This window comes from Cupriavidus sp. CPT47-8839-RL05A (assembly GCF_058792255.1).
The window spans coordinates 259,174-281,840 of the sequence record NZ_JBYTEG010000001.1 but is presented as its reverse complement, the minus strand read 5'-3'; the positions used below and the strand labels follow the sequence as shown (position 1 = coordinate 281,840).

At 65.8% G+C, this 22,667-nt stretch carries 20 protein-coding genes; 10 read left to right on the top strand and 10 right to left on the bottom strand.

Annotation, left to right across the window (positions count from 1 at the left end; genetic code table 11):
* The first annotated feature begins 6 nt into the window (after positions 1-6).
* On the top strand, positions 7-1,020 hold the full coding sequence (locus AC3WVS_RS01215) for a zinc-dependent alcohol dehydrogenase family protein (RefSeq protein WP_492317024.1): 1,014 nt from the start codon (positions 7-9) through the stop codon (positions 1,018-1,020).
* A gap of 19 nt (positions 1,021-1,039) precedes the next feature.
* On the top strand, positions 1,040-2,362 hold the full coding sequence (locus tag AC3WVS_RS01210; RefSeq protein ID WP_492317023.1) for a phosphoribosyltransferase: 1,323 nt from the start codon (positions 1,040-1,042) through the stop codon (positions 2,360-2,362).
* 139 nt (positions 2,363-2,501) lie between these two features.
* Here AC3WVS_RS01210 and AC3WVS_RS01205 read toward each other — a convergent pair whose 3' ends face one another.
* The 6 genes from AC3WVS_RS01205 to AC3WVS_RS01180 all read right to left on the bottom strand — a co-directional run bounded on the left by AC3WVS_RS01205 (position 2,502) and on the right by AC3WVS_RS01180 (position 9,628).
* Positions 2,502-3,305 carry an IclR family transcriptional regulator gene (locus tag AC3WVS_RS01205; RefSeq protein ID WP_492317022.1) on the bottom strand — a complete coding sequence of 268 codons (804 nt, stop codon included), beginning with the start codon at positions 3,303-3,305 and terminating at the stop codon, positions 2,502-2,504.
* Between the two features lie 167 nt (positions 3,306-3,472).
* Positions 3,473-4,807, bottom strand: coding sequence for an MmgE/PrpD family protein (locus AC3WVS_RS01200; RefSeq protein ID WP_492317021.1), 1,335 nt, complete (start codon positions 4,805-4,807; stop codon positions 3,473-3,475).
* Between the two features lie 12 nt (positions 4,808-4,819).
* Positions 4,820-5,668 (bottom strand): alpha/beta fold hydrolase, encoded by an 849-nt coding sequence (locus tag AC3WVS_RS01195; RefSeq protein ID WP_492317020.1) that lies wholly within the window; start codon positions 5,666-5,668, stop codon positions 4,820-4,822.
* A gap of 12 nt (positions 5,669-5,680) precedes the next feature.
* Complete coding sequence (locus AC3WVS_RS01190) at positions 5,681-7,783, bottom strand: acetate--CoA ligase family protein (protein ID WP_492317019.1); 2,103 nt, start codon at positions 7,781-7,783, stop codon at positions 5,681-5,683.
* A 4-nt stretch (positions 7,784-7,787) separates the two neighbouring features.
* On the bottom strand, positions 7,788-8,582 hold the full coding sequence (locus AC3WVS_RS01185; RefSeq protein ID WP_492317018.1) for an enoyl-CoA hydratase/isomerase family protein: 795 nt from the start codon (positions 8,580-8,582) through the stop codon (positions 7,788-7,790).
* A 50-nt stretch (positions 8,583-8,632) separates the two neighbouring features.
* Complete coding sequence (locus AC3WVS_RS01180) at positions 8,633-9,628, bottom strand: tripartite tricarboxylate transporter substrate binding protein (RefSeq protein WP_492317017.1); 996 nt, start codon at positions 9,626-9,628, stop codon at positions 8,633-8,635.
* Between the two features lie 270 nt (positions 9,629-9,898).
* Here AC3WVS_RS01180 and AC3WVS_RS01175 point away from each other — a divergent pair, with 270 nt between their 5' ends.
* Complete coding sequence (locus AC3WVS_RS01175; protein WP_492317016.1) at positions 9,899-10,108, top strand: hypothetical protein; 210 nt, start codon at positions 9,899-9,901, stop codon at positions 10,106-10,108.
* Between the two features lie 276 nt (positions 10,109-10,384).
* Here the strand turns inward: AC3WVS_RS01175 and AC3WVS_RS01170 are convergent, their stop codons facing one another.
* Both AC3WVS_RS01170 and AC3WVS_RS01165 read right to left on the bottom strand, forming a co-directional pair.
* A complete protein-coding gene (locus tag AC3WVS_RS01170; RefSeq protein WP_492317179.1) occupies positions 10,385-11,362 on the bottom strand; it encodes a Bug family tripartite tricarboxylate transporter substrate binding protein in 978 nt (325 codons plus the stop codon).
* A gap of 121 nt (positions 11,363-11,483) precedes the next feature.
* Positions 11,484-12,731 carry a CaiB/BaiF CoA transferase family protein gene (locus AC3WVS_RS01165; RefSeq protein ID WP_492317015.1) on the bottom strand — a complete coding sequence of 416 codons (1,248 nt, stop codon included), beginning with the start codon at positions 12,729-12,731 and terminating at the stop codon, positions 11,484-11,486.
* 451 nt (positions 12,732-13,182) lie between these two features.
* Here AC3WVS_RS01165 and AC3WVS_RS01160 point away from each other — a divergent pair, with 451 nt between their 5' ends.
* On the top strand, positions 13,183-14,142 hold the full coding sequence (locus tag AC3WVS_RS01160) for a Bug family tripartite tricarboxylate transporter substrate binding protein (RefSeq protein ID WP_492317014.1): 960 nt from the start codon (positions 13,183-13,185) through the stop codon (positions 14,140-14,142).
* A 69-nt stretch (positions 14,143-14,211) separates the two neighbouring features.
* Here AC3WVS_RS01160 and AC3WVS_RS01155 read toward each other — a convergent pair whose 3' ends face one another.
* A complete protein-coding gene (locus AC3WVS_RS01155; RefSeq protein WP_492317013.1) occupies positions 14,212-14,538 on the bottom strand; it encodes a hypothetical protein in 327 nt (108 codons plus the stop codon).
* A 610-nt stretch (positions 14,539-15,148) separates the two neighbouring features.
* Between AC3WVS_RS01155 and fdnG the strand changes: the two genes are divergently transcribed.
* From fdnG to fdhE, 4 genes are read left to right on the top strand one after another with little or no spacing between them, the layout of a single operon-like run.
* On the top strand, positions 15,149-18,238 hold the full coding sequence (gene fdnG, locus AC3WVS_RS01150; protein WP_492317012.1) for a formate dehydrogenase-N subunit alpha: 3,090 nt from the start codon (positions 15,149-15,151) through the stop codon (positions 18,236-18,238).
* Positions 18,235-19,125: a formate dehydrogenase subunit beta gene (gene fdxH / locus AC3WVS_RS01145; RefSeq protein WP_492317011.1), complete on the top strand. Its 891-nt coding sequence runs from the start codon at positions 18,235-18,237 to the stop codon at positions 19,123-19,125. The genes fdnG and fdxH overlap by 4 nt, the downstream gene beginning before the upstream one ends.
* 13 nt (positions 19,126-19,138) lie before the next feature.
* Positions 19,139-19,804: a formate dehydrogenase subunit gamma gene (locus AC3WVS_RS01140; RefSeq protein WP_492317010.1), complete on the top strand. Its 666-nt coding sequence runs from the start codon at positions 19,139-19,141 to the stop codon at positions 19,802-19,804.
* Positions 19,801-20,664, top strand: a complete 864-nt coding sequence (gene fdhE, locus AC3WVS_RS01135; RefSeq protein WP_492317009.1) for a formate dehydrogenase accessory protein FdhE — start codon at positions 19,801-19,803, stop codon at positions 20,662-20,664. The genes AC3WVS_RS01140 and fdhE overlap by 4 nt, the downstream gene beginning before the upstream one ends.
* Before the next feature lie 41 nt (positions 20,665-20,705).
* Here fdhE and AC3WVS_RS01130 read toward each other — a convergent pair whose 3' ends face one another.
* A complete protein-coding gene (locus AC3WVS_RS01130; protein ID WP_492317008.1) occupies positions 20,706-21,284 on the bottom strand; it encodes an NnrU family protein in 579 nt (192 codons plus the stop codon).
* Positions 21,285-21,372: 88 nt separating this feature from the next.
* Between AC3WVS_RS01130 and AC3WVS_RS01125 the strand changes: the two genes are divergently transcribed.
* Both AC3WVS_RS01125 and AC3WVS_RS01120 read left to right on the top strand, forming a co-directional pair.
* Positions 21,373-21,777: a VOC family protein gene (locus tag AC3WVS_RS01125; protein ID WP_492317007.1), complete on the top strand. Its 405-nt coding sequence runs from the start codon at positions 21,373-21,375 to the stop codon at positions 21,775-21,777.
* A gap of 70 nt (positions 21,778-21,847) precedes the next feature.
* Entirely contained in the window at positions 21,848-22,642 is a 795-nt protein-coding gene (locus AC3WVS_RS01120; RefSeq protein ID WP_492317006.1) for an alpha/beta fold hydrolase, read from the top strand.
* Positions 22,643-22,667: the final 25 nt, after the last annotated feature.

Genomic DNA, 22,667 nt, shown 5'->3' with positions numbered 1-22,667 from the left:
CGCGCCATGCCCCACCAAACCATGCGTGCGATGGTCTTCGAGGGCGCAGGCCTGCCGCTGCGCCTCCACCACTTGCCGGTTCCCGAACCGGGGCCCGGCGAACTTCGCATTGCAGTGGGGGCTTGCGGGGTGTGCCGGACCGACCTGCATATCGCCGACGGCGACCTGCGCCATCCCAAGCCGGTGCTCATCCCGGGACATGAAATCGTCGGACGGGTGGATTTGTGCGGCGCCGGTGTCACCGCCTTCAAGCCGGGCGACCGCGTCGGTGTGCCCTGGCTCGGACATAGCTGTGGCCATTGTCGCTACTGCCTGCGTCATCACGAGAATCTTTGCGACGCACCGTTGTTCACTGGCTATACCCGCGATGGCGGCTATGCGGAGTACGTTGTTGCCGACAGCGGCTATTGTTTCCGGATTCCGCCCGGCTACGATGACGAACACGCCGCACCACTACTCTGCGCCGGCCTGATCGGCTACCGGACGCTGCGCATGGCGGGCGCAGCCAGCCATGCGCAGCGCGTCGGCATCTACGGCTTTGGCGCCGCCGCCCACCTGGTGACGCAGATCGCGGTGGCGCAAGGCCGCGAAGTCTACGCCTTCACCCGCACGGGCGACGCAGGCGCCCAGCAACTCGCCTATCAATCCGGCGCGTGCTGGGCCGGCGCGAGCGACCTCGAGTCGCCCGTGCCGCTGGACGCCGCGCTGATTTTCGCCCCGGTGGGCGGGCTGGTGCCCAAGGCGCTGCGCGCCGTGGACAAGGGTGGCATCGTGGTCTGCGGCGGAATTCATATGAGCGATATCCCAAGCATGCCTTACCAGCTGCTTTGGGAAGAAAGGCGCCTGTGTTCCGTAGCCAACCTCACGCGTGCCGACGGCTTCGCACTGATGGATATCGCCGCCCGGACCCCGCTGCATACGCACACCACCGCGTATCCGCTGGAGCAGGCCAACGAAGCACTGGCCGACCTGCGCGAGGGCCGGCTTACCGGCGCCGTCGTCCTGAAACTCCGTCAATAGATCCCTGGCAGATAGTTCGATGAGCCGTTACCAGACACGTTTTCAGGCACGTGAGCATGCGGGCTCAGAGCTCGCCTGGGCGTTGCGCGCGTATCGGGGAACCGGTGCCCTGGTGCTGGCGATTCCGCGCGGCGGCGTGCCGGTCGGGCGCGTCGTGGCCGACGCACTGGGCGCTGACTTCGACCTGGTGATGGCGCGCAGGATCGTTCCTGGCGTAGCACTGGACGACTCTGGCGCGACATGGTGCACGGACGCAATGGACGCAAGTGGCGGCGCCGACAGCCAGCGTGATGCCCAGTTCGACCAGCTTCGCAGGCAGCGCGCCGTGTATACGCCGGTTCGCAAGCCGGCGGATCCGGGCGGTCGCGTGGTGATCGTCGTGGATGACGGCCTGGTGAGCGGCGCAACAATGTATGCGGCCCTCGCCAGCCTGCGCAAGCGGCACCCTGCCCGGCTCATATGCGCGCTCCCGATCGCCACCCCAGCCGGGCTGGACCGGGTCCGCGCGCTTGCCGACGAAGTCATTTGCCTGGATACCCCGGACCGCATCGAGAACCTCTCGCACTTCTATCATGAGTTCCAGCTGGTCAGCGACGACCGCGTCCGGCAGTTAACAGGGATACCGCCAGCGCAACCCCAGACCCACGCCCGGCCAGGTGCGGTGGCGGGCGTGCCGTCGTTGAGCAAGGCGATGCTGATTCCGTATCAGACCACTCGGCTGCGGGCCATGCTCGAAACGGCGCCGAACCCGGTCGGCGTCGCGGTGATGGTGTATGCCGGTGGCGCGCAACGCCTTGCAGCCCGAAGCCATTACCTGGCACGCAAGCTGCGCGCGAAAGGATTCGCCACCATGCTCGTGGACCTGCAGCCTGACAGCCGCGTCGACGACGCACCGGAATCGGAGGTCGATGAGCTGGTGGCAAGACTGGACCAGACTTTGAGCTTCCTGCGTACCGGGACGCCCTGCGCAAGCTTGCCTGTGGGCCTGCTAAGTACCGGCACCGCAGCGGCGGCAGCCCTGCGCTCGGCCGCGTGCGGCGCGACGCAACTCAGCGCCGTAGCCTGTGTTGCGGGGCGGCTGGATCTCGCGGGCAGCGCAACCCTGCGGCAGCTTGAAATCCCTGCCTTGCTGATATGTGCCAGCGGCAATCCGAAAGACATCCAGATCAACAATCTTGCATTCGAACAGATGCATTGTCCGCGGCAACTGAGGCTCATCCCGACCAGCGGCCGCGGATTTGAAGACCGCAGGGCCCTGGAAGACATCGCGGCACTCACGATAGGCTGGTTCGAGCGGCACCTTGCGCCCCCATCTTGTCCCCGGCTGGGTTACGGCGGATGACCTGGCGGGTTGCTCCGGGCTGTGCCTGATGCGTGAGGCTCAGCCTCAAAGACCGGGCAACAATCTCGGGACCAAGAACGGTCAGCCCGTCCTTTGGCATGGGGCGAAAGCCGGCGCGGATCTCGATACTGCAGCGCCCTTACTCCACCCGCAGCATCCGCGCCTGTATCGCCGCTGCAAGTTCCATCAGTGGCTTGGCCAGCGCCGCCTCGACAGCACCGGCATCCTGGTGCGTGGATACGCTGACGTTCAGTACATGGACGGCATATTCGTCAAATCGCAATGGTGTTGCCATGGCCACAACCTGAGGCTGCCATGACGCCACGCAGTAGCCTTTCTCATGCACGGAAGACACCGCGGCATCGATTTCGCGTCGCAGCTCCCCCCAGCCGCGGCCGCGGTTCTTGTCGGCCATGGCCCTCATCATCGCGTTGAACGCCTCAGGTGCCAGCGTTGCGAGGTGCGCGCGGCCGAGAGAGGTCAGCGCCATCGGGATGCGCTGCCCGCTCACCACCGTGCGCAGTGACTGGCGCCGGTTGTAGCGGAACGACTCCAGGTAGATCATCTCGTCTCCCTCGGCGACCGCCAGTCCGACATTGATCTTGTGCCGCATGGCAACCTCGGCCATCATCGGCGCCGCGACCCTGAGAACCTGCGAGCCGTCGCGCATGGCATGCGCCATGCTGAGGACCGGCACACCCAGCCGGTAGGCCCGGCACTGCGGGACATACTCGAGCATGCCGGTCTCAATCAGCGACTGCGTCAGGCGGCTGACGGTCGAGCGGGACAAGCCGGTGCGCTCGGCAATCTCGCTGTTGCCGAGCATGGACGCGCCGGCGCGGAAGGCGCGCAGTACGGCAATGCCACGTTCGAGCGAGCGGTTGGGCGTCGCCTTGCCTTGGCCTGGTTTGATCCGTTCGATATTGACGGTGCTGTTTGGCATGACAGGGGATCACTGCGCACCAGTGACCGTTCTGGAAAGCGGCGTCCGGTGCATGCATTTGCTGGGTTGCACCCGCCGCAGGCAATGCTACTCGATGCCGATCTCCTTGTCCTTCACCGCTTGTGTTCGTCATGCCGGTGACCGCGTTGGCGCCGGGGCGCCGCTGCTCAGCCAAACAGGCTGACCACCGGCTCCGTCTCGACGTGCCAGATCTTCTGCGCCAGCCGGCGCGCGCCATCGGCGCCTATCACCGGCGCTGCCAGTTCGATCAGCTTGCCGTCGAGGTCGGCGTCGGACAGCGGGTCCTCCGGATCGCCCTTGCGATTTGGCTGCAAGTAGTCTGCCGTGGCCCCGTCCAGGGTTTCGATCTCAATCCTTGCCGCGCGCTTGCCAGGAAACCAGCCGTCGATTTCAGGGTCGACCTCGACAGTCATGCAGTCCATCAGCCGGCGCGTCTCGCTGTCCCACAACCGTTCCGGCGTGTAGGCCGACAAGCGCACGCTGCCATGCACCAGGGCGGCGGCGACGATGAACTTGAGGCTGAACTTGGCTTCGTTCTCGCTTCTGGGGTCGAGATAGCAGGCGATATCCAGCGCCGGACGATACGTGGCGACGCGGATGCGACGGATCTGGGCGGTGTCGATGCCCAGCTTCGCTTTCAGCGCCAGCGCGCCGTCGATTGCAGCAAAGGTATGGCCGCAGCCAACGTGGTTCTTGAAGGTCAGCCGGCAAATATGGAAGTCTTGCCCAAGCGTCGATGCCAGCCCGTTCCAGTCAGGGCCGTCCGACATCGCGCGCCCCATGCCGGTCTCACCGTCGAGCACATCGAGCGAACCGGTGATGCCGGCGATGGCGGCGCGGGCGGCCAGCAATCCGGCCTCCGCTGCGCGGCCTGCGTGCAGCGGCTTGGACATCGAGTCCATGCGGAACGCCTGCTGCAGCCCGGCTGCGAAAGTCGCCGCGGTCGCCAGCGCGTGGGCAAGCTGCTCCTCGTTCGCGCCATGGATGAACGCCGCGGCGGCCGCAGCGCCGAAGGTGCCGACAGTCGCGGTGCTGTGCCAGAAGCGATAGTGCGCCCGGCCCAGCACGACGCCGATGCGCGTTGAGACCTCATAGCCGACGACGATGCCCTTGAGCAGCGTTTCGCCGCTGGCGCCCGCGTCCTGTGCCGCGGCAATGGCGGCGGCAATGGTGGCGGCGCCTGGGTGATACATGGCATCACGGAAACTGTCGTCGATCTCGGCAGCGTGGGCGGCAGCGCCATTGAGCAGCGCCGCGGCGCGCGCCGTGGCGCGTCGCCCCATTGGCAGGGTGGCGTTGCCGCGGCCAAGCTCTTCTTCCAGCACGCGCTGCAGGCGCTGGACCGCATCGGTGCCGATGCCCGGGAACAGCGCCGCATGCCAGTCGACCAGCGCGCGCTTCGCATGATGCAGCACCTCGGCTGGCAGCGGTCCTGCCTTGATGGCGCTGAAGAAAGGCCCAAAGACCTCGGTTGCGTTCAAGATAGGTTCTCCTCAGCCGGCCTGCGCCGGCGTGTCGGGGAGCTGCTGCAGCCATGCCTGCAGCAGCCGGTTGACTTGTTGGTGGGCCTCATACTGGACCCAATGCCCGGCGCCCGGCACCACGCTGACACTGACTTCGGGCGCGTCGGCTGATGCGTGCCGCGAATCGCGGGCGATCCCGGCAATCGATTCGGGCGACATGGTTACATCCGTTTCGCCCCAGATCATCAATACCGGGCCGGGAAAGCGCGCCAGCGCCTGCTGCAATCCGCCCGCACGCGAGATCGACTTGCTATGGAAGCGGGTCGCACGACAGGCACGCGTGTGGATGGCCACGGCTTCGCTGTCGATGGCGGCCGGGTCGGCGAACATGAATGCCGCCAGATTGTCGCGCATCGCCGCGGCAAGCGCGTGCGGATCTTGGCAGCGGCGCCAGTCGACCAGCGCCCGCGTCATGCGGCGCGGACCGCCATGGCCGGCCGGCCCGAGCAACGCCAGGCGACCGACATCGATATCGCCAAGGCCCGCATGGGTCGCAAGGTGCGCCGCCACCAGCGCGCCGAAGGAAAAGCCCACCAGGTCGACACGGCCAGGCGATAGCTGGGCCAGCGAGCGGGCCAGGACCTCGACGAATCCCGGCAGGTCGGCGCGCGGCGCCGCACCTGAATCGCCAAAACCCGGCATGTCTGGCACCAGTAGCCGGCGGCTCCGGGACAACGGCCCGATATTGCGCGTCCAGTGCTGCCAGTTGCCATGGCCGCCATGCAGCAGCACGCTCGCCGGGCCGTCGCCAAAGCTTCGCCAGATGATCTCGCACCCATCGACCGAGGTCACCAGGGCACCGTCGCGCTCGTTGCACATGCCAGGGTCCCGTCAGGGCTTGTCGTTGCCGGCCAGCACCGCCACGCCATCGGCGGCCACCACACCCTGCCCTTCGGGCAGCACGAACACGGGATTCATCTCCGCCTCGGCCAGCCGGTCGCCAAGCGTGGCGACCATGCGCGAGAAGGCGACGATCGCGTCGGCCAGCGCTTCCACATCCGCCTTCGGCCGGCCCCGGAAGCCCTGCAGCAGCGGGGCCGTCTTCAGGCGGCCGATCATCGCCAGCGCGGCGTCGCGGCTCAGTCCGCGCTCGCCAGGCAGCAGCCGCAGCGTGGTATCGCCGAACAGCTCGGCAGTCACGCCGCCCATGCCGAGCAGGATCGCGGTGCCGAGTGCGTCGCGGTGCATGCCGAGAATCACTTCGACGCCGCCCTTGACCATTTCCTGCACCAGAAAGCGCTGCGGCGCGATACCCGTGGCCGACTGCACGTCGCTTGCCATTCTTGCCAGCCGGCTTGCCGCCTCCGCAGGCGGGACATTGACGGCCACGCCGCCGACATCGCTCTTGTGGGTGATCTCGGCCGACAGGATCTTCAGCACGACATTGCCGCCGAAGGCTTGCGCAGCCGCCATCGCCTCGGCGCCATCGGCAACCACAACCTCCTTCGCAACCGGTACGCCGAAACCGGCGAACAAGGTCTTGGCTGCGGCTTCGTCGATCGAGCCGGTGCCATAGGCGGCGAGATCCGGCAACGGCAGCGTGGGGGTGCCCGCTTCGCCGACCGCACCGAGCTTGCCGGCACGCAGCATCGCGTCGATCGCCACCGTGCACGCCTCCGGCGCGGAAAACGCCGGCACGCCACGGCGATTGAGCAGCGATGCGACTTCCGGCGCATGCGGGCTCACGTACGCAATCACCGGTTTGTCACTATGGGGCAGGCAGTCGCGAATGGCATTGGCCATCAGGTCCGGCATGGCCAGGCTGGACGAGCCCACGATGACTGCGACCGCGTCGTAGCTCGGGCTGTCGAGCAGGATGCGGATCGCTGCGCGGAGCAGGTCGGGCTGCAGCCCGGCCAGGGTCACGTCGATCGGGTTGCGGTCGAGCGCCGCGTGGTCGCCCTTCTGCAGCGCGCGCAGCTTCGCCGCGGTCGCTTCGTCAGGGGCCGGGGTCTCGAAGCCGGCTACGCCCAGGCTGTCGGAGACCAGCGTGCCGGCACCGCCGGTCGAGGTCAGGATCGCAACACGGTTGCCCGTCAGCTTGCGCCCGGTAGCCAGGGCCGCGGGCATGTCGAGCAGGTCCGAGAAGGTCTGCGCGCGAATCACGCCGACCTGTTCAAAGAGCGCGTCATACATGCGATCCGCACCGGCCAGCGCGCCGGTATGTGACACCGCGGCGCGCGCGCCACTCTCGGAGCGGCCGATCTTGAACGCCACCACCGGCTTGCCGGCGCGCGCCGCCTTCAGCGCCGCACGGCGGAAGGTCTCCGGGTTGCGCACGCTCTCGACATACAGCGCGATCACGCGGGTGGCCGCGTCATCGGCCATGTAATCGATAAAGTCGGCCAGATCCAGGTCGACTTCATTGCTGGTCGAAACCAGCTTGGACAGGCCGATGCCGCGCGCCGCGGCGCGCGACAGCAAGGCGCCGAGGATGCCGCCGCTTTGCGACACCACGCCAATGCTGCCGGCCGGGAACTGGTCCATCTCCAGCGCGCCGCTGGCCGACAGCGGGATGTTGTCGGTCAGGTTGACCAGGCCGATGGTATTGGGCCCCAGCAGGCGCATGCTGCCGGCCGCCTCGATCAGCTCAGCCTGGCGCCGCGCGCCCTCGGCGCCGGTCTCGGTATAGCCGCTTGCCAGCACGATGGCCGCGCCCGCGCCGCGCGCCGCCAGGTCGCGCACCGCCAGGTGCGCACGCTCGGCGCCCAGCAGCACGATGCCGACGTCCGGCACTTCGGGCAGCGAGGCAATGTCGGGATAGCAAGGCAGCCCGTCGATCGACTCGACCTTGGGGTTGACCGGGTAGATCGCCCCGCTGAACCCATGCTTGCGCAGGTAGGAAACCGGGCGGCCGGCAGTCTTTGCGGGATCGGCGGATGCGCCAATCACGGCAACGCTGCGCGGCGTGACAAGTCGTTGGATGGCATTCATGTGGTCAGGCCTTGCTGGCGGTCTTGTTCAGGAAAGCCAGCACGGAGTCGCGATGCTCGGTGCTGGTGTAGCAGATGCCCTGCGCCTGGCTGCCCTGGGCGAAGACCTGGTCGGCGGGCAGTTCGAAGGACTGGTTCATGATGCTCTTGCCCAGCGCGATCGCGGTAGCCGAGCTCTGGCTCAGTTGCGCCGCCCAGCTCAGCGCATCGTCGATCAGCGCTTCGGGCTTGCTCAGGCGGTCCGCGATGCCGAGGGCCGCGGCCTCCTGCGCCTCGACCTTGCGGCCCGTGAAGACCAGTTCCTTCGCTGCCGACAGCCCTACGCGGCGCGGCAGGAAATACATGCCGCCACCGTCCGGGATCAGGCCCCGGTTGATATAGGACCAGGAGAACGACGCCGCTTCGGACGCCAGCACGAAATCGCAGCACAGCGCGGTATCGGCACCCAGCCCGGCCGCGGCACCGTTGACCGCGGCGATGGTGGGCTTGGGCATGGTGTGGAGCAGTTTCACGGTGTGGTGGACCCGCTGCTGGCGGCTCCAGCCGTTGAAGCCCACTTCGCCGATGGGCGCCTCCATGCGGCGCTGCATGCCGGCCACGTCGCCGCCGGCGCAGAAGCCCTTGCCGTTCCCGGTGAGCACCAGGGCGCGGATCGCCTTGTCCGCCGCCACGCGCTCCAGGGCGTCGATGAATTCCGAGCGCATGTCGTCGCTCATGGCATTGCGCTTGTCGGGGCGGTTAAAGGCGAGCAGCGCGATGCCCGATTCGATCTTCAGTTCAATCAGGGAATAGTTGTCCATGGTCCTGTCCGGTGCTATGTGTGCGATCTGTTTTTTTACGAGTGCCGCGCTCAGTCGGCCGTGATGTGGGCATCCTTGATGACCTTGCTCCAGCGCTGGCTCTCGGCCTTGACGTAGCGGCCGAACTCATCTGGTGTGCCGCCACTGATGGCAAGCCCCTCCTGTTCGGCGCGCTTGCGGAACGCGTCGGTGTGCACGGCCTTCTTCGCCGCGACGTTCAGTCGCGTGATCACCGCCGGCGGCGTGCCGGCCGGCACGAACAGGCCATACCAGCTATCCGCCACATAATTGGGCACACCGCTTTCCGCAATCGTCGGAATCTTGCTCAGCGCCGGCGCCTGCGAGCGCTGCGCGGTCGTGACCGCCACCGCCCGAAGCTTGCCGCTCTCCAGGTGCGGCGCCACCGCGGCTGCCGTGGCGAACATCACATCGACCTGCCCGCCGAGCAGGTCCGTGATCGCCGGGCCGGCGCCGCGATAAGGAATGTGGTTCAAGTCGACCCTGGCCATGTTCTTGAACAGCTCGCCGGCCAGGTGCGCCGAAGTGCCGGCGCCTTGCGAGGCGTAGTTGAGCTTGCCCGGCTTGGCCTTGGCGGCGGCGATCAGGTCCTGCACGGTCTTGATGGGGCTGTCCGGCTTCACCACCAGCACGTTGGGCGAGCGGCCCACCAGCATGACCGGCGCGAACGCCTTCTCCGTATCGAACGGCAGTTTCTTGTGCAGGCTCGGGTTGACCGCGTGGGCCAGCGTCGCCATCACCAGCGTGTAGCCGTCTGGCGCGCTCTTGGCCACCGCATCGGTGCCGATAATGGTGCTGCCGCCCGGCTTGTTATCGACGATGACGGGCTGGCCAAGGTCCTCGCCCATGGTAATGCCCATGGCACGCGCCACCAGGTCCGTGCCGCCGCCGGGGGCGAACGGCACCACCATGCGGATCGGCTTGTCGGGAAAGGCTGCGAGCGCCGGCAAAGGCGCTGTCGCGGCCATGAGGAACGGGATAGCTGCCTTGGCAAGCCGGCGGAACAATCCGGTGCAGAACGGATGCATGCTTTGTCTCCTGGAACGAGTCGGAACGCCGCGGCCATCACACTGCATGCACCGGGCGCGTTTCTTTGTTGGAGACAGCTTAGGCCCAGGCGGGCGATTCCACACCCCCACAATTCCACTGCATGGAATTCATGGGACGCCATCCCGCGCGGTGCCGGGCTGCCAGGCGTAGTGTTCCGCGAGATCGGCCAGACCACTGGCCGTGCCTGCCTGCAGGCCGCGCCATGCCATCTTTGCCATTTCCGACAAAGAAGCGAAGAAGGAGAAGCTATGCGAATCCTGTTTGCGGCCACCGCAGCAGTGGCGATCATGGCGGGTTGTTCGAGCCCGGCGCAACGCATGGCCGATTGCCGGGCGCAGGGAGTCGGCCGCGATGCGTGCTATACAGCCGAACAGAACCGGCAAGCGGCTATTGGCGCGGCAGCGGAGAAGCAAGCCCTGGAGAACGCGCAGAAGGCGAACGGATTGAAAAGCAAATGAGAAGTGTCGGGCGAAGACTGCTGGTAGCCTGTGGCACCCGCTTCCCGAGGCGAAGGGGAACCGCTTAACTGCACCATCGACTTCCGCGGCAACCAATGCACCGTCCGGGCCGGCTCGCAGCTCCAGACCGTCGACCAGGCCAATGTCGCAGCCGTGCTCGGCCTGAAGCCGGAACAGGTGACGGCAGGCGCAATGGCAGGCTGCTATACATACAGCAGTCCACCCTCGCCAACTGGCACCGGGCACGCCCTTGCAGCGTGCCCGGATTGCAGACGCTTACTCGACCGCGATGCCTTTCTCGCGGATCACCTTGCCCCACTTGGCATAGTCCTGCTGGATGCGCTGGCCCATCTGCGCCGGCGCCTGGTAGTTGGCAATGGCACCGGCCTTCAGCAACTTGTCCTGTACATCCTTGTCGGCCAGGATCTTGCCGACCTCGCCCGACACGCGGTCCACCACCTCCTTGGGCGTTCCCGGCGGCGCCAGCAGGCCGCCCCAGGAAACGGCGTCGTAGCCCTTGAAGCCTTGCTCGGCAATGGTCTTGACGTCCGGCAGCATGCTCACGCGCTGCGGCGAGCCGACCGCGATGGCGCGCAGCTTGCCCGCCTGGATGTGCGGCAGCGCGGCGACGAGGTCGGCGTACATGATCGGGACCTGGCCACCGAGGGTGTCGCTGATCGCGGGCACGCCGCCCTTGTAGGGCACGTGCTGCATCTCGAAGCCGCCCATCTGCTTGAGCAGTTCCATGCTCAGGTGGCCGAAGCTGCCCGCGCCGGAGCTGGTGTAGTTGAGCTTGCCCGGCTGTGCCTTGGCCTGTGCGATCAGCTTGGGCAGGTCGGTCACGTTGGGCAGCAGCGTCGAGTTGACCACCACCACGATCGGCAGGTCATAGACGGTGGCCACGGGCGTGAAGTCCTTGGTCGTGTCGTAGCCCGCCTTCTTGTACAGGTGCGGCGCCAGCAGCGTGGGCGTGGCCAGCATCATCAGCGTGTAGCCGTCCGGCGCGCTCTTGGCTACCTGCGCTGCTGCGATGGAACCCGATGCACCGGCGCGGTTCTCCACCACGACGGGCTGCTTCAGGCGCTCGGCCAGCTTCTGGCCGACGATGCGCGACGCAGTATCCGTGGGCCCGCCCGGCGGGAACGGCACGACAAGCTTGATCGGCTTGCTGGGCCAGGATTGCGCGAAAGCGCTGCCGACCAGCAGCGGCACCGCGGCCAGGGCCAGAATGGCACGACGCCGGGAGTGGACCATACGGGTGAAATTTCGAGTGCGCACGATGTTGTTCCAGGTTGAATCAGTGCAGGGGAACCCAAGCCCCCCTTGCCGGGCAGGGCTGCGCGCACGCCCATGAGCGTCCGCGCGGCGCGAATACTCAGGCTTGCTGCGGTGCCTCGGGCAGCGTCAGCACGCCGCGGGCCTGCAGATCCTGCAGTTGCTCATCGCTCATCTGCAGCAGGTTCTGCAGTACCGCCCGCGTGCCCTCGCCCAGCGTCGGCGGCGCGTTGCGGATCGGCAGGCGCTGGCCATCCAGACGATATGGGGGCGCGAACACGTGCGTGCTGCCTGCCACGGGATGGGGCATCTCGCGCAGCAGACCACCCTCGCGGGTCCGTTCGCTGGTCAAAGCCTCGTGCAGTCCCGCCACCTTGCCGCAGGGAATGCCGCAGGCGGTCATGCGCTCCAGTAGCAGGTCGCGCGCAAAGCTGCGGATCAGGCCCGTGATCAGCGGGGTCAAGGTCTCGCGGTTTCTGGCGCGCTCCACATTGGTGGCATAGCGCGGGTCCTCGACGATGTCCGGACGCTCGATGACCTGGCGGCAGAACTTGTCGAACTGGCTGTTGTTGCCCACGGCGATGATCAGCGGGCCATCGGCGGCCTCGAACATGCCATAGGGCACGATGGACGGATGGGCATTGCCATAGCGGGCGGGGTCGCGCCCGAGCAGCATGGCGTCCAGGCCGTAGTAGCCGGTGACCATCAGCCCGCAGTCGTACAGCGCCATCTCGATCAGCTGGCCCTTGCCCTTGCGCTCGCGGCGGAACAAGGCAGCCAGCACCGCCTGCGCGGCAAACATGCCGGTCATCAGGTCCACCACGGCCACACCGAACTTCAGCGGCGGCGTGTCGGCTTCGCCGTTGAGCGCCATGAGGCCGGCCTCTCCCTGGATCACCAGGTCGTAGCCGGGACGCTTGGCCTCGGGGCCGCTGCTGTTGTAGCCGGAAACCGCGCAGTAGATCAGCTCGGGCTTGATCGCCTTGAGCTGTTCGTAGCCAAGGCCCAGCTTCTCGGCCCCGCCGGTCTTGAAATTGTGGATGACCACGTCGAACTGCGGCAGCAGGTCGTAGACAATCTGCACGCCTTCCTTGCTCTGCAGATCCAGCGTGATGGACCGCTTGTTGCGGTTCATGCTGTTGTAGTAGGTGGTCTCGGTCTTGCCGATGCGCATGCCCCAGTCGCGCGTGTCGTCGCCGCGGCCGGGGTGTTCCACCTTGACCACCTCTGCGCCGAAATCGGCCAGTACCTGGCCACACAGCGGCCCCGCAAACACGCGCGAGAGGTCGAGTACGCGCACGCCCTCAAGCGGGAAATCGATGCCTTGGGATTGATCAGGCGTCTGCATTGTTGGTCTCCATGGGCTGTTTCGAGGCACGAGCCGTCTGTGAATAATCGTAGCTTATGTCGGGCTGGCGTCACGCGATGCCGGCAGGGCTGCCACAGCGCAGCACGCTGGATGGCGCGTGCCGGAATCCCGAACGTCGGTACCGGCGATGAAGACCCAGCGTATCGCCGACGACGGTGCGACAGAAGGAAGCAGAAGCTCTTCCTCGGGCGTGAAAGGTCCCCATCGCGGTCAGCCTAGCATTCTTGCTTGGATAAATGCGCTATACAATCCCTCTTCACATTGACAAAATGTTCAATAAAATTTGACAGTTGATCCTGGGGGCGGGCGAAGCGCGGTGCGCCCCCAGGCATTTGACCCATAACATTGATATTAGACGCGCGCGTCACCTTGCCCTCTTCCGGGATTCGGGCGCCTCGTCACACACCGACAATCATTCGAGGAGATTCCGTTGAAGCCGTCGAGCAAACACATTGTTGCGCTGCTGCTGGCCGTCGCCGGCACCGCCCACGCCGCCTATCCGGAGCGCCCTATCAAGCTGATCGTGCCGTTCCCGCCCGGACAGGCCACTGACATCTTCGCGCGCGCCCTGGCCGAGAGGCTGGGCAAGCAGCTCGGTCAGTCCATCGTGGTGGAAAACCGCGCCGGCGCCGGCGGCAACATCGGCATGGAAATGGCCGCGAAAGCCCCGGCCGACGGCTACACGCTCGTCATGGGCGGCAGCGCGATGGCTATCAACCAGACGCTGTACAAGAAGACCAATTACGATCCGCGTCAGGACTTCGCGCCGATCTCGGGTGTGTTCTCGGTGCCGCTGGTGTTCCTGGCCACGCCACAATCGGGCTTCACCTCATTGCGCGACCTGATCGCCAAGGCCAAGGCCGCACCGGGCAAGTACAGCTATGCCAGCGCTGGCATCGGCGGCACGCAGCACCTGTCTGCCGAGATGCTCAAAGCGCAGACCGGCGTGTTTATCGTGCATATTCCCTACAAGGGCAGCGGCCCCGCGCAGGCGGATTTCCTGGGCAACCAGATTCCGCTGATGGTCGATTCCGTGACCGCGGCCCTGCCGCTGATCCAGACCAACAAGGCCGTGCCGCTTGCTGTAACAACGTCAAAGCGCGTGCCGCAGTTGCGGTCGGTGCCAACCGTGCGTGAGGAAGGCGTACCGGGTTTCGAAGCGCTTGGATGGGCGGTGATGATGGCGCCCGCGGGCACGCCGCCGGCAATCGTCAATCAGCTCAATGCGGAGACGGTGAAGGCACTGCAATCGCCCGAACTGCACAAGTTCATTACGGATCGCGGGTCGGAGCCGATGCCGATGACTCCGGTTGAGACGGGGAAGTTTGTGGATAGCGAGATTCGGAAGTGGGCGACAGTCGTGAAGCGGTCTGGCGCAACGGCGGATTGAGGGGGCGAAGTGGTCGCCCATGCGCCATTCCTGGCGTCGCCGCCGGATGCCAGGCCAGCCGGTCGCCGCTTACAGCGGCCCCGGCAGCGTCTTCAGGCCAACCCAGAGCACCACGATGACAACATTGACCGGCACGCAGAGCGCTCCGGGCACGTAGAAGAGTGCTGACAGTGCAGGCGCGGACAGCACCAGCTCCACCATGCTACCCAGCCCGTAGCAGCAGACACCGCACCAGAGCCAGCGCCGCATGTACGTGAGCAGCCAATGTGCGCGCGCCTTGTTGAAATGCCAGGCGAGGGCTCGTTCAGCGCGGTTGCCCTTGCTGGCGTCCCGGTACAGCCAGCCGAAGAAGAAGTAGCGGTACAGCAGGGCGCGAAATGTCAGCTCTTGCGTCATCACTCATCTGGCCTCTGCCAGCCCATGGAGTGCAAAGATCTTCAAGCCCTCGCCGCATGCAGGAATGCCAGCGGCACAGGCCAATCGCCGTTCTGTTCAATATCATTGGTAGAAACGGCCGGCATGGAAGTCAAGCGTGACGCTTCCTGGGGGCATAAGCCGCCCGCGCCGAACCGGACTTTCCCCTATTTGGAGTAATCGGCCGGTCGTGCTACGCTCATCAGCGAGCGATACCCGTCCCGACGTCGTGCCCCGGTGGGGCCGCGCATCTGCAGGGCAATCCGCAGGGCGTTTCGGGCTCATTCTCATCGCTTATCCAAATTAATCTGCATTCGAACCTGAGCGGCATTTCTCCGCTCGTGGAGCCGTGCGCGCGAAAAACCGGCACGGATGACGTCGCGTCGTGACTGGCGACGCGACGTCATTTGTGGTTGGTCATCCTCTTGCGCATGCACCTCAGGGACGTGCCGGACGGGGCATCTCCGTGATCGATCGCGATCCGGGCGCCCCGGGGATACGTGCGCCCAAATGAAGCTGCGGGTCTCGAATGCGATCGCCCCCACCCCTGGCAGCAGGGATGGGCGGAAGAAGAAATGACGATGAGACCACGATGACTTACACCACCAATATCGGACGTCGACAGTTCCTCAAGATCCTTGGCGTTGGATCTGTTGCCGTCTCGGCCTCGGCACTGGGCCTGGGTACAGCCTGGGCGCAGGCGCCTGCCGGCGTGCGCCCCTACAAGCTGCTGCGTGCGAAAGAGACGCGCAACAACTGCACCTATTGCTCGGTCGGGTGCGGCCTGCTGATGTATTCGCTGGGTGACGGCGCCAAAAACGCGAAGCCCCGCATCTTCCACATCGAGGGGGATCCCGATCACCCCGTCAGCCGTGGTTCGCTCTGCCCCAAGGGCGCGGGGCTGCTGGACATCGTCCATTCGAAAAACCGGCTGCAGTATCCGGAATACCGCGCGCCAGGGTCGAAGGAGTGGGTGCGCATCAGTTGGGACGATGCGACCAGGCGCATCGCCCGCCTGCTGAAGGACGACCGCGACAAGAACTTCATCGCGCGCAACGACAAGGGCCAACTGGTGAACCGCTGGCTCAGTTCGGGCATGCTCGCCTCATCCGCGGCGTCCAACGAAACCGGGGTTCTCGACTTCAAGTTTGCCCGCTCGCTCGGCATGCTGGCGCTGGACTGCCAGGCACGCCTGTGCCACGGGCCAACGGTTTCTGCACTGGGGCCGTCCTTCGGCCGCGGCGCGATGACCAACCACTGGGTGGACATCAAGAACGCCAATGTCGTCATCGTCATGGGCGGCAACCCGGCCGAGGCGCATCCGGTCGGCTTCAAGTGGGTGATCGAGGCCAAGATCAGGAATAAGGCCAAGGTCATCGTCATCGATCCGCGCTTCAACCGCACCGCCTCGGTTGCCGACATCTTCTCGCCGATCCGGGCGGGGTCGGACACGGCCTTCCTGATGGGCATGGTCAACTGGCTGCTGCAGCACGACAAGATCCAGCACGACTATGTGCGCGCGTACACCAACGCGTCGCTGATCGTGCGCGAGGATTTCGGCTTCGACGAAGGGTTGTTCTCGGGCTTCGATCCGCAGAAGCTCGTCTACGACAAATCCTCCTGGAACTATGAGCTGGACGCGGCGGGAAATGCGAAACGCGATCCCTCGATGCGCCATCCGCGCTGCGTGCTCAGCCTGCTGAAGCAGCACGTGTCACGCTACACGCCCGAGAAGGTCGAGGAGATCACCGGCGTCCGCAAGGCCGACTTCCTGCAGATCGCCGAGATCGTCGGCTCGTGCTCGGCAAAGGACAAGACCCTGACCTGGCTTTACGCGCTCGGCTGGACGCACCACACCGGCGGCGCGCAGATCATCCGCGGCGCCGCGATGATCCAGCTGCTGCTGGGCAATGTCGGCATGTCCGGCGGCGGAGTCAATGCGCTGCGCGGGCATTCCAACATCCAGGGCTATACCGACCTTGGCCTGCTGTCGGTGCGGCTGCCGGGCTACATGGACCTGCCCACCGACAGGCAGCAGACCCTGAAGCAATACCTGGCCGATGCCACGCCCAAGGCCGTGCTGCCCGATCAGGTGAACTACTGGAAGAACCTGCCCAAGTTCTTCGTCTCACTGCAGAAGAACCTGTTCGGCAAGCATGCCACTGCCGAAAACAACTGGGCCTTTGACCTGCTGCCAAAGTGGGACCGCAGCTACGACATGCTGGCCTATTTCGACCTGATGTACGAGGGCAAGGTCAACGGCTATGTGGTCCAGGGGTTCAACCCGCTGGCGGCGATGCCTGACAAGAACAAGACCTCGGCCGCGCTGTCGAAACTGAAGTTCCTCGTGGTCATCGACCCGCTGGTGACCGAGACCTCCAACTTCTGGCGCAACGAAGGCAAGTTCAACGACGTCAAGACCGAAGAGATCATGACCGAAGTCTTCCGGCTGCCGTCGAGCTGCTTTGCCGAGGAAGACGGGACGGTCGTGAACTCCGGCCGCTGGCTGCAATGGCACTACGCGGGCCAGCAGCCGCCGGGCGAGGCGCGCCATGATCCGGCCATTCTCGGCGGCATCATGATGGAGCTGCGGCGGCTTTACGAGAAGGAAGGCGGCGCCTGCCCGGAGCAGGTGCTGCACATGACCTGGGACGAGGCGACCTATCACGATCCGCACAGCCCGCATCCCGAGGAAATGGCCAAGGAAGCCAACGGCTACGCCTTGGCAGACGTGTTCGACGAGACCGGCAAGAAGATCCTGCGCAAGGGCCAGCTGCTGGATTCGTTCGCGCAACTGCGCGACGACGGCACCACCTCAAGCTATTGCTGGATCTTCGCCGGTTCCTGGACCGAGGCGGGCAACCAGATGGCCAGGCGCGACAACACCGACACGGGCCTGGGCAACACGCCGGGCTGGGCCTGGTCCTGGCCCGCGAACCGCCGCATTCTCTACAACCGCGCCTCGATGGACGAGATGGGAAATCCCTGGGACCCCAAGCGCCAGATCCTGCATTGGAACGGCGAGAAATGGGTCGGCGCTGACGTGCCCGACTTTCCGCTCACTGCGGCGCCCGGCACGCCCGTCGGACCCTTCATCATGCTGCCCGAAGGCGTCGGGCGCCTGTTCTCGGTCGGCGGCATGATCGACGGCCCCTTCCCCGAGCATTACGAGCCGGTTGAAAGCCCGATCGCGAAGAACCCCCTGCACGACAAGGTCACGCACAACCCGACCGCCCGCATCTTCCAGAACGATGCGCAGCGGATGGGCAACCGCACCGAGTTCCCCTATGTCGCCACGACCTATTCCATCACGGAACTGTTCCGCCACTGGACCAAGCACTCGCACCTGAACGCCATGCTCCAGCCCGAGCAATTCGTCGAGATCGGCGAAAAGCTGGCCGCGGACAAGGGCATCGCCCATGGCGACACGGTGAAGATCACGACCAAGCGCGGCCATATCACTGCCAAGGCCGTGGTGACCAAGCGCATGCGCACGCTCCGGGTGGCCGGGCAGGCGGTCGATCAGATCGGCATCCCCTGTCATTGGGGCTTCGAGGGGGCGACCCGCAAGGGCTATCTCGCCAATACGCTTGCGCCCGGTGTCGGCGACGCCAATTCGCAAACGCCGGAATTCAAGGCATTCCTTGTAAACATTGAAAAAGTGGCGGGAGCGCAAGCATGAACTCGCAAAACATCATCCGTAGCTCGGCCTCGTCGGAGCTGACACCCGCCCCCCGCATCCGCGACCATCAGATGGAAGTGGCCAAGCTGATCGACGTGTCGATCTGCATCGGCTGCAAGGCGTGCCAGGTCGCTTGCAACGAATGGAACGACCTGCGCGGCGACGTGCAGGAGAATGTCGGCGTCTACGACAATCCGCGCGACCTGTCGCCCAATACCTGGACCCTGATGCGCTTCACCGAGCATGAGGACCAGGCGGGCAAGCTGGAATGGCTGATCCGCAAGGACGGCTGCATGCATTGCGAGGATCCCGGCTGCCTGAAAGCCTGCCCTGCGCCGGGCGCCATCGTCCAGTATGCCAACGGCATCGTCGACTTCCAGTCCGACCTGTGCATCGGCTGCGGCTATTGCGTCGCGGGCTGCCCCTTCGACGTGCCGCGTATTTCCAAGCTGGACAACAAGGCCTACAAGTGCACGCTGTGCTCGGACCGCGTTTCGGTCGGGCAGGAGCCTGCCTGCGTCAAGACCTGCCCGACCGGCGCCATCGCCTTCGGCTCGAAGGCAGAGATGCAATCCCTTGCCGGCGAGCGCGTGGCCGAGCTGAACGAGCGCGGCTATGCCAGCGCCGGCCTGTATGACCCGGCGGGGGTCGGCGGCACCCACGTGATGTATGTGCTGCAACATGCCGACGACCCGAAGCGTTACGCGGGCTTGCCGAAGGACCCGGAGATCAGCACAGTCGTTTCGGGCTGGAAGGATGGCCTGAAACCCGTCGCCGGCTTCGTCGGCGCGGCGGCGGTCGTGGGCATGGCGGCGCATTTCATGGCGGTCGGCCCCAACACCACCGAAACAGACGACCACGACGCCCCGACTGACGGCGCGGCATAAGCGGAGACCGGAAATGGCGACCAACAACGACAGGATCCTGCGCACGAAATTCGCCGAGCGGCTGTGTCACTGGGCAATCGTGCTCTGCTTCTTCCTTGCGGCGGTTTCGGGAATCTCGTGGTTCTTCCCGACGGTGAGCTGGCTGAGCGGCTTGCTTGGCACGCCGCAGATGGCGCGGCTGCTCCACCCGTTCCTGGGCATCGCGGTGTTCGCGGGGCTTTGCTACATGTTCTGGCGCTTCGTCGGCCACAACATGCCCGCGCGCACCGACGCGATCTGGTTCCGCCGCGCCAGGGAAGTGCTGCTGAACCAGCATGGCGGCGAACCGCTGCAGATCGGCAAGTACAACGCCGGCCAGAAGGTGCTGTTCTGGCTCATCATGGCTTCGATCCTGGCCCTGCTGGTCTCCGGCCTGATCATGTGGCGCGCCTATTTTGCCGAGTATTTCCCGATTCCCGTGCTCCGCCTGGCGATCCTGGCCCATTCCGTCGCGGGGATCGGCCTGATCCTGCTGATCGTGGGCCACATCTATCTGGCGATCTGGGTCCGCGGCTCGATCACCGGCATGGTGACGGGCTACGTCTCGCGCGCCTGGGCCAGGCAACACCATGACCGCTGGTATGGCGAGTTGCAGGCAAAGAAGTCGAAAGCGGCGCAAGCGAAGGGGAACGAGGCATGAACCAGCATCAGACCACGCCGGGAACACTGCCATCGGACGAGGCCTCCCGGCATTTCACGCCGCTGATCCAGCCGGAACTTGCCGGTCTTTACAGCCGCCGCGCCAGGCGCCTGCGCGCGCTGGCCGAAGGGCACGACCTTGCCGATTACCTGCGCCTGGCCGCCCGCGTGGCCGAGGTGCAGGCGTCGCTTGTGCCCGAGACCGGTGGTTCCGGCCCGGCAGACGCCGGGGCCATCCCGCAGGAGGGGCATTGGGGCGCCCTGCTTGATCGGTTGATCGAGCGGCTCGCGCACGATGTTCCCGCCCCGGTCGCCCCGCATCTTGCGGCGCTGCGCGCCCTCCCCGCGGATGCGCGCCTTGGCGCCGCCCAGGCGCTGACCGAGGGCCGCTTTGATGCGGTGCCGGCGGCAATCGCGCCCTTCCTCTGGGCTGCGCTCTCGCTGCAATGTGCCAGCGCCGCGCGGGCGGCGCCCGTGCCCGACAGCGGCCCGGCCGAGCACGCCTCCTGCCCGGTCTGCGGCACTGCCCCCGTGGCAAGCCTGATCCTGATCGGCGACCGCCAGGGCATGCGCTATCTGCATTGCGCGCTCTGCGAGAGCCAGTGGCACATGGTGCGGGCGAAATGCACCAACTGCGGCGAAGCCTCGGAGCTTGACTACCTCAGCTTCGACACCGCCGAAGCCACAGTACGCGCCGAAAGCTGCGGCGTGTGCCACGGCTACCTGAAGGTCATCTCACTGGAACGCGACCCGCAGGCCGAGGCCGTGGCCGATGACCTTGCCACCCTGGCCCTGGACGATGCCGTGACGGCGGAGGGCTATCAACGGACCGGGTTCAATCCCTTTGCTCTGCCGGGATGAGGCGTTGCCCGACCTGTCCTGCTGGCGACCAGATTCTTCGCCTACCCGAACGCCCGCACGCCAGTCATCCATTCGTGAAGCACGAATCCGAACAGCACCCAGCCTGCCAGCCCCGCGACCGCCACCATCGCATCGCGCGCAGGTGTCCCGGCCGGGCAGCTGGTTCCTGCTTCCCGGTCCCGCCGGCGCGCTGACACGAAGTCCGCCACCGCCCACGCCAGGAACGCGCCAAACAGCACCACTGCCGCGAGTGTGCCGTTGGCAAGCAGGTGCCCCAGGGCCCAGGCCTGCACGCCTGCCAGCATCGGATGACCAAGCGCAGCCTTGATGCGGTTGCGAGGCACATAGGCCGCCGCAATCAGCACAAAGGCCGGGATCGCGAGCAATGCGGCAACGTACCGCCCCCACACCGGCGGCGTCCAGACCACCACAGGATCCGCGCTGGCCAGGCCGTAGCCCCAGACAACCAGCGCCAGGCCGGCAATCGAAACCAGGGTGTACAAGCCTTTCCAGCGACGGGGGCCGAGCCTGGCAATCTGCGCGGTGCGCCATGGGTCGGCAACCATGCGTACCGAGTGCGAACCCAGAAAAATGAGCAATCCCAGAACCAGTACCGTCATGGTGATACCCCTTTCTCTAGCGCCCGTCCCACGCCTAAGCTAGTCACATTGCGTTGCAGCGGTCCAGCCTTGACCAGGAGGGTTTCCCATGCTTCAGAACAGTGACGCCGCGGCCAGGATTCCTGCGCAAGACCTCGCACGAGCGAGATCCTTCTATTCGAGCAAGCTCGGTCTTGAACCAGTGGAGGAACGGCCCGGCGGCCTGCGCTACAAGTGCGGCAACAGCTACTTCGTACTTTTCGAGTCGGCTGGCTCGGCCTCTGGCACTCACACACAAATGGCCTGGGAGGTCGATGACCTCCAGGCAACCGTTAGCGAGCTGCGGCAGCTGGGAGTCGTATTCGAAGAATACGATCTTCCCGGCCTCAAGACCATCAATGGGATCGCCGAGGTCCAGGGGAACTACCCGTCCAAGGGTGGCATAGGCGAGAAAGGTGCCTGGTTCAGAGACAGCGAGGGCAACCTCCTTGCCGTCGGGCAACCGATCAGGTGAGTCGATCGACCTGATGGAACTGTTCCTTCGGACACCGCAGTTCGCGTCGCCCTGAACCCGGAGAAGCAAGATGCCATACGTCACGTCCGACGGTGTTTCGATCCACTACGAGGTCAAGGGCCAGGGTTCGCCCGTGCTATTCCTGGCGGGGCTTGCGGGAGTCGGCGCATCCTGGGGACCACAGATCGACCTGTTCGCCGGGCATCACCAGGTGATCGTGCCGGATCACCGCGGCACCGGCCAGTCCGAGCGCACCGCGCGCGACATGACGATTGCGCAACACGCGCGGGACATGGCGCGGGTCATCGAGGCAGTCGGGTGCGGGCCGGTCCATGTGGTCGGGTCCTCGACCGGAGGCGCCATCGCGCAGCTGCTGGCAATCAAACACCGCGAGCGATTGCGCAGCGCGACCATTGTCTCTTCGATTGCCCGCGCGGACGCGTTCTACCGCCGCCAGTTCGACATGCGGCGACGCATGCTGACCGATTCCGGCCTGCGCGCGTCCACCGAGGCGAACGCACTATTCCTGTTCGACCCGAAATTCAGTCGCGAGCACCCGGAGCAGGTACAGGCGTGGGTGAATGCGGCATCGGCCGGCACATTCGACCCGGAGATCGGCTTTGCCCGGATCGACATGATCGTAGGACACGACGCCTTCGATGATCTTCCATCGATCACGACGCCGACGCTGGTACTGGTGGGCGAGCGCGACTTCTGCGCCCCGCCGCACTTCTCTGCGGAGATTGCAGCGCGGATTCCGGGAGCGGAGTTTGCCACCCTGGACGGTGGTCATTTCATCTTCCTCGAGAAGCCGGTACTACTGCACGACACTGTCGAAGCCTTCATTGCCAGGCACGAACGATGATCGGTTCGAGGGCGCGGCGCCAACA

What these genes read in the sequence shown, in the direction of transcription:
- AC3WVS_RS01215 (WP_492317024.1), top strand. Translation starts at nt 7, where the DNA reads ATGCCCCACCAAACCATGCGTGCGATGGTCTTCGAGGGCGCAGGCCTG.
- AC3WVS_RS01210 (WP_492317023.1), top strand. Translation starts at nt 1,040, where the DNA reads ATGAGCCGTTACCAGACACGTTTTCAGGCACGTGAGCATGCGGGCTCA.
- AC3WVS_RS01185 (WP_492317018.1), bottom strand. Translation starts at nt 8,582, where the DNA reads ATGGACAACTATTCCCTGATTGAACTGAAGATCGAATCGGGCATCGCG.
- fdhE (WP_492317009.1), top strand. Translation starts at nt 19,801, where the DNA reads ATGAACCAGCATCAGACCACGCCGGGAACACTGCCATCGGACGAGGCC.
- AC3WVS_RS01130 (WP_492317008.1), bottom strand. Translation starts at nt 21,284, where the DNA reads ATGACGGTACTGGTTCTGGGATTGCTCATTTTTCTGGGTTCGCACTCG.
- AC3WVS_RS01205 (WP_492317022.1), bottom strand. Translation starts at nt 3,305, where the DNA reads ATGCCAAACAGCACCGTCAATATCGAACGGATCAAACCAGGCCAAGGC.
- AC3WVS_RS01140 (WP_492317010.1), top strand. Translation starts at nt 19,139, where the DNA reads ATGGCGACCAACAACGACAGGATCCTGCGCACGAAATTCGCCGAGCGG.
- fdnG (WP_492317012.1), top strand. Translation starts at nt 15,149, where the DNA reads ATGACTTACACCACCAATATCGGACGTCGACAGTTCCTCAAGATCCTT.
- AC3WVS_RS01175 (WP_492317016.1), top strand. Translation starts at nt 9,899, where the DNA reads ATGCGAATCCTGTTTGCGGCCACCGCAGCAGTGGCGATCATGGCGGGT.
- AC3WVS_RS01195 (WP_492317020.1), bottom strand. Translation starts at nt 5,668, where the DNA reads ATGTGCAACGAGCGCGACGGTGCCCTGGTGACCTCGGTCGATGGGTGC.
- AC3WVS_RS01170 (WP_492317179.1), bottom strand. Translation starts at nt 11,362, where the DNA reads ATGGTCCACTCCCGGCGTCGTGCCATTCTGGCCCTGGCCGCGGTGCCG.
- AC3WVS_RS01125 (WP_492317007.1), top strand. Translation starts at nt 21,373, where the DNA reads ATGCTTCAGAACAGTGACGCCGCGGCCAGGATTCCTGCGCAAGACCTC.
- AC3WVS_RS01165 (WP_492317015.1), bottom strand. Translation starts at nt 12,731, where the DNA reads ATGCAGACGCCTGATCAATCCCAAGGCATCGATTTCCCGCTTGAGGGC.
- AC3WVS_RS01155 (WP_492317013.1), bottom strand. Translation starts at nt 14,538, where the DNA reads ATGACGCAAGAGCTGACATTTCGCGCCCTGCTGTACCGCTACTTCTTC.
- AC3WVS_RS01180 (WP_492317017.1), bottom strand. Translation starts at nt 9,628, where the DNA reads ATGCATCCGTTCTGCACCGGATTGTTCCGCCGGCTTGCCAAGGCAGCT.
- AC3WVS_RS01190 (WP_492317019.1), bottom strand. Translation starts at nt 7,783, where the DNA reads ATGAATGCCATCCAACGACTTGTCACGCCGCGCAGCGTTGCCGTGATT.
- AC3WVS_RS01120 (WP_492317006.1), top strand. Translation starts at nt 21,848, where the DNA reads ATGCCATACGTCACGTCCGACGGTGTTTCGATCCACTACGAGGTCAAG.
- fdxH (WP_492317011.1), top strand. Translation starts at nt 18,235, where the DNA reads ATGAACTCGCAAAACATCATCCGTAGCTCGGCCTCGTCGGAGCTGACA.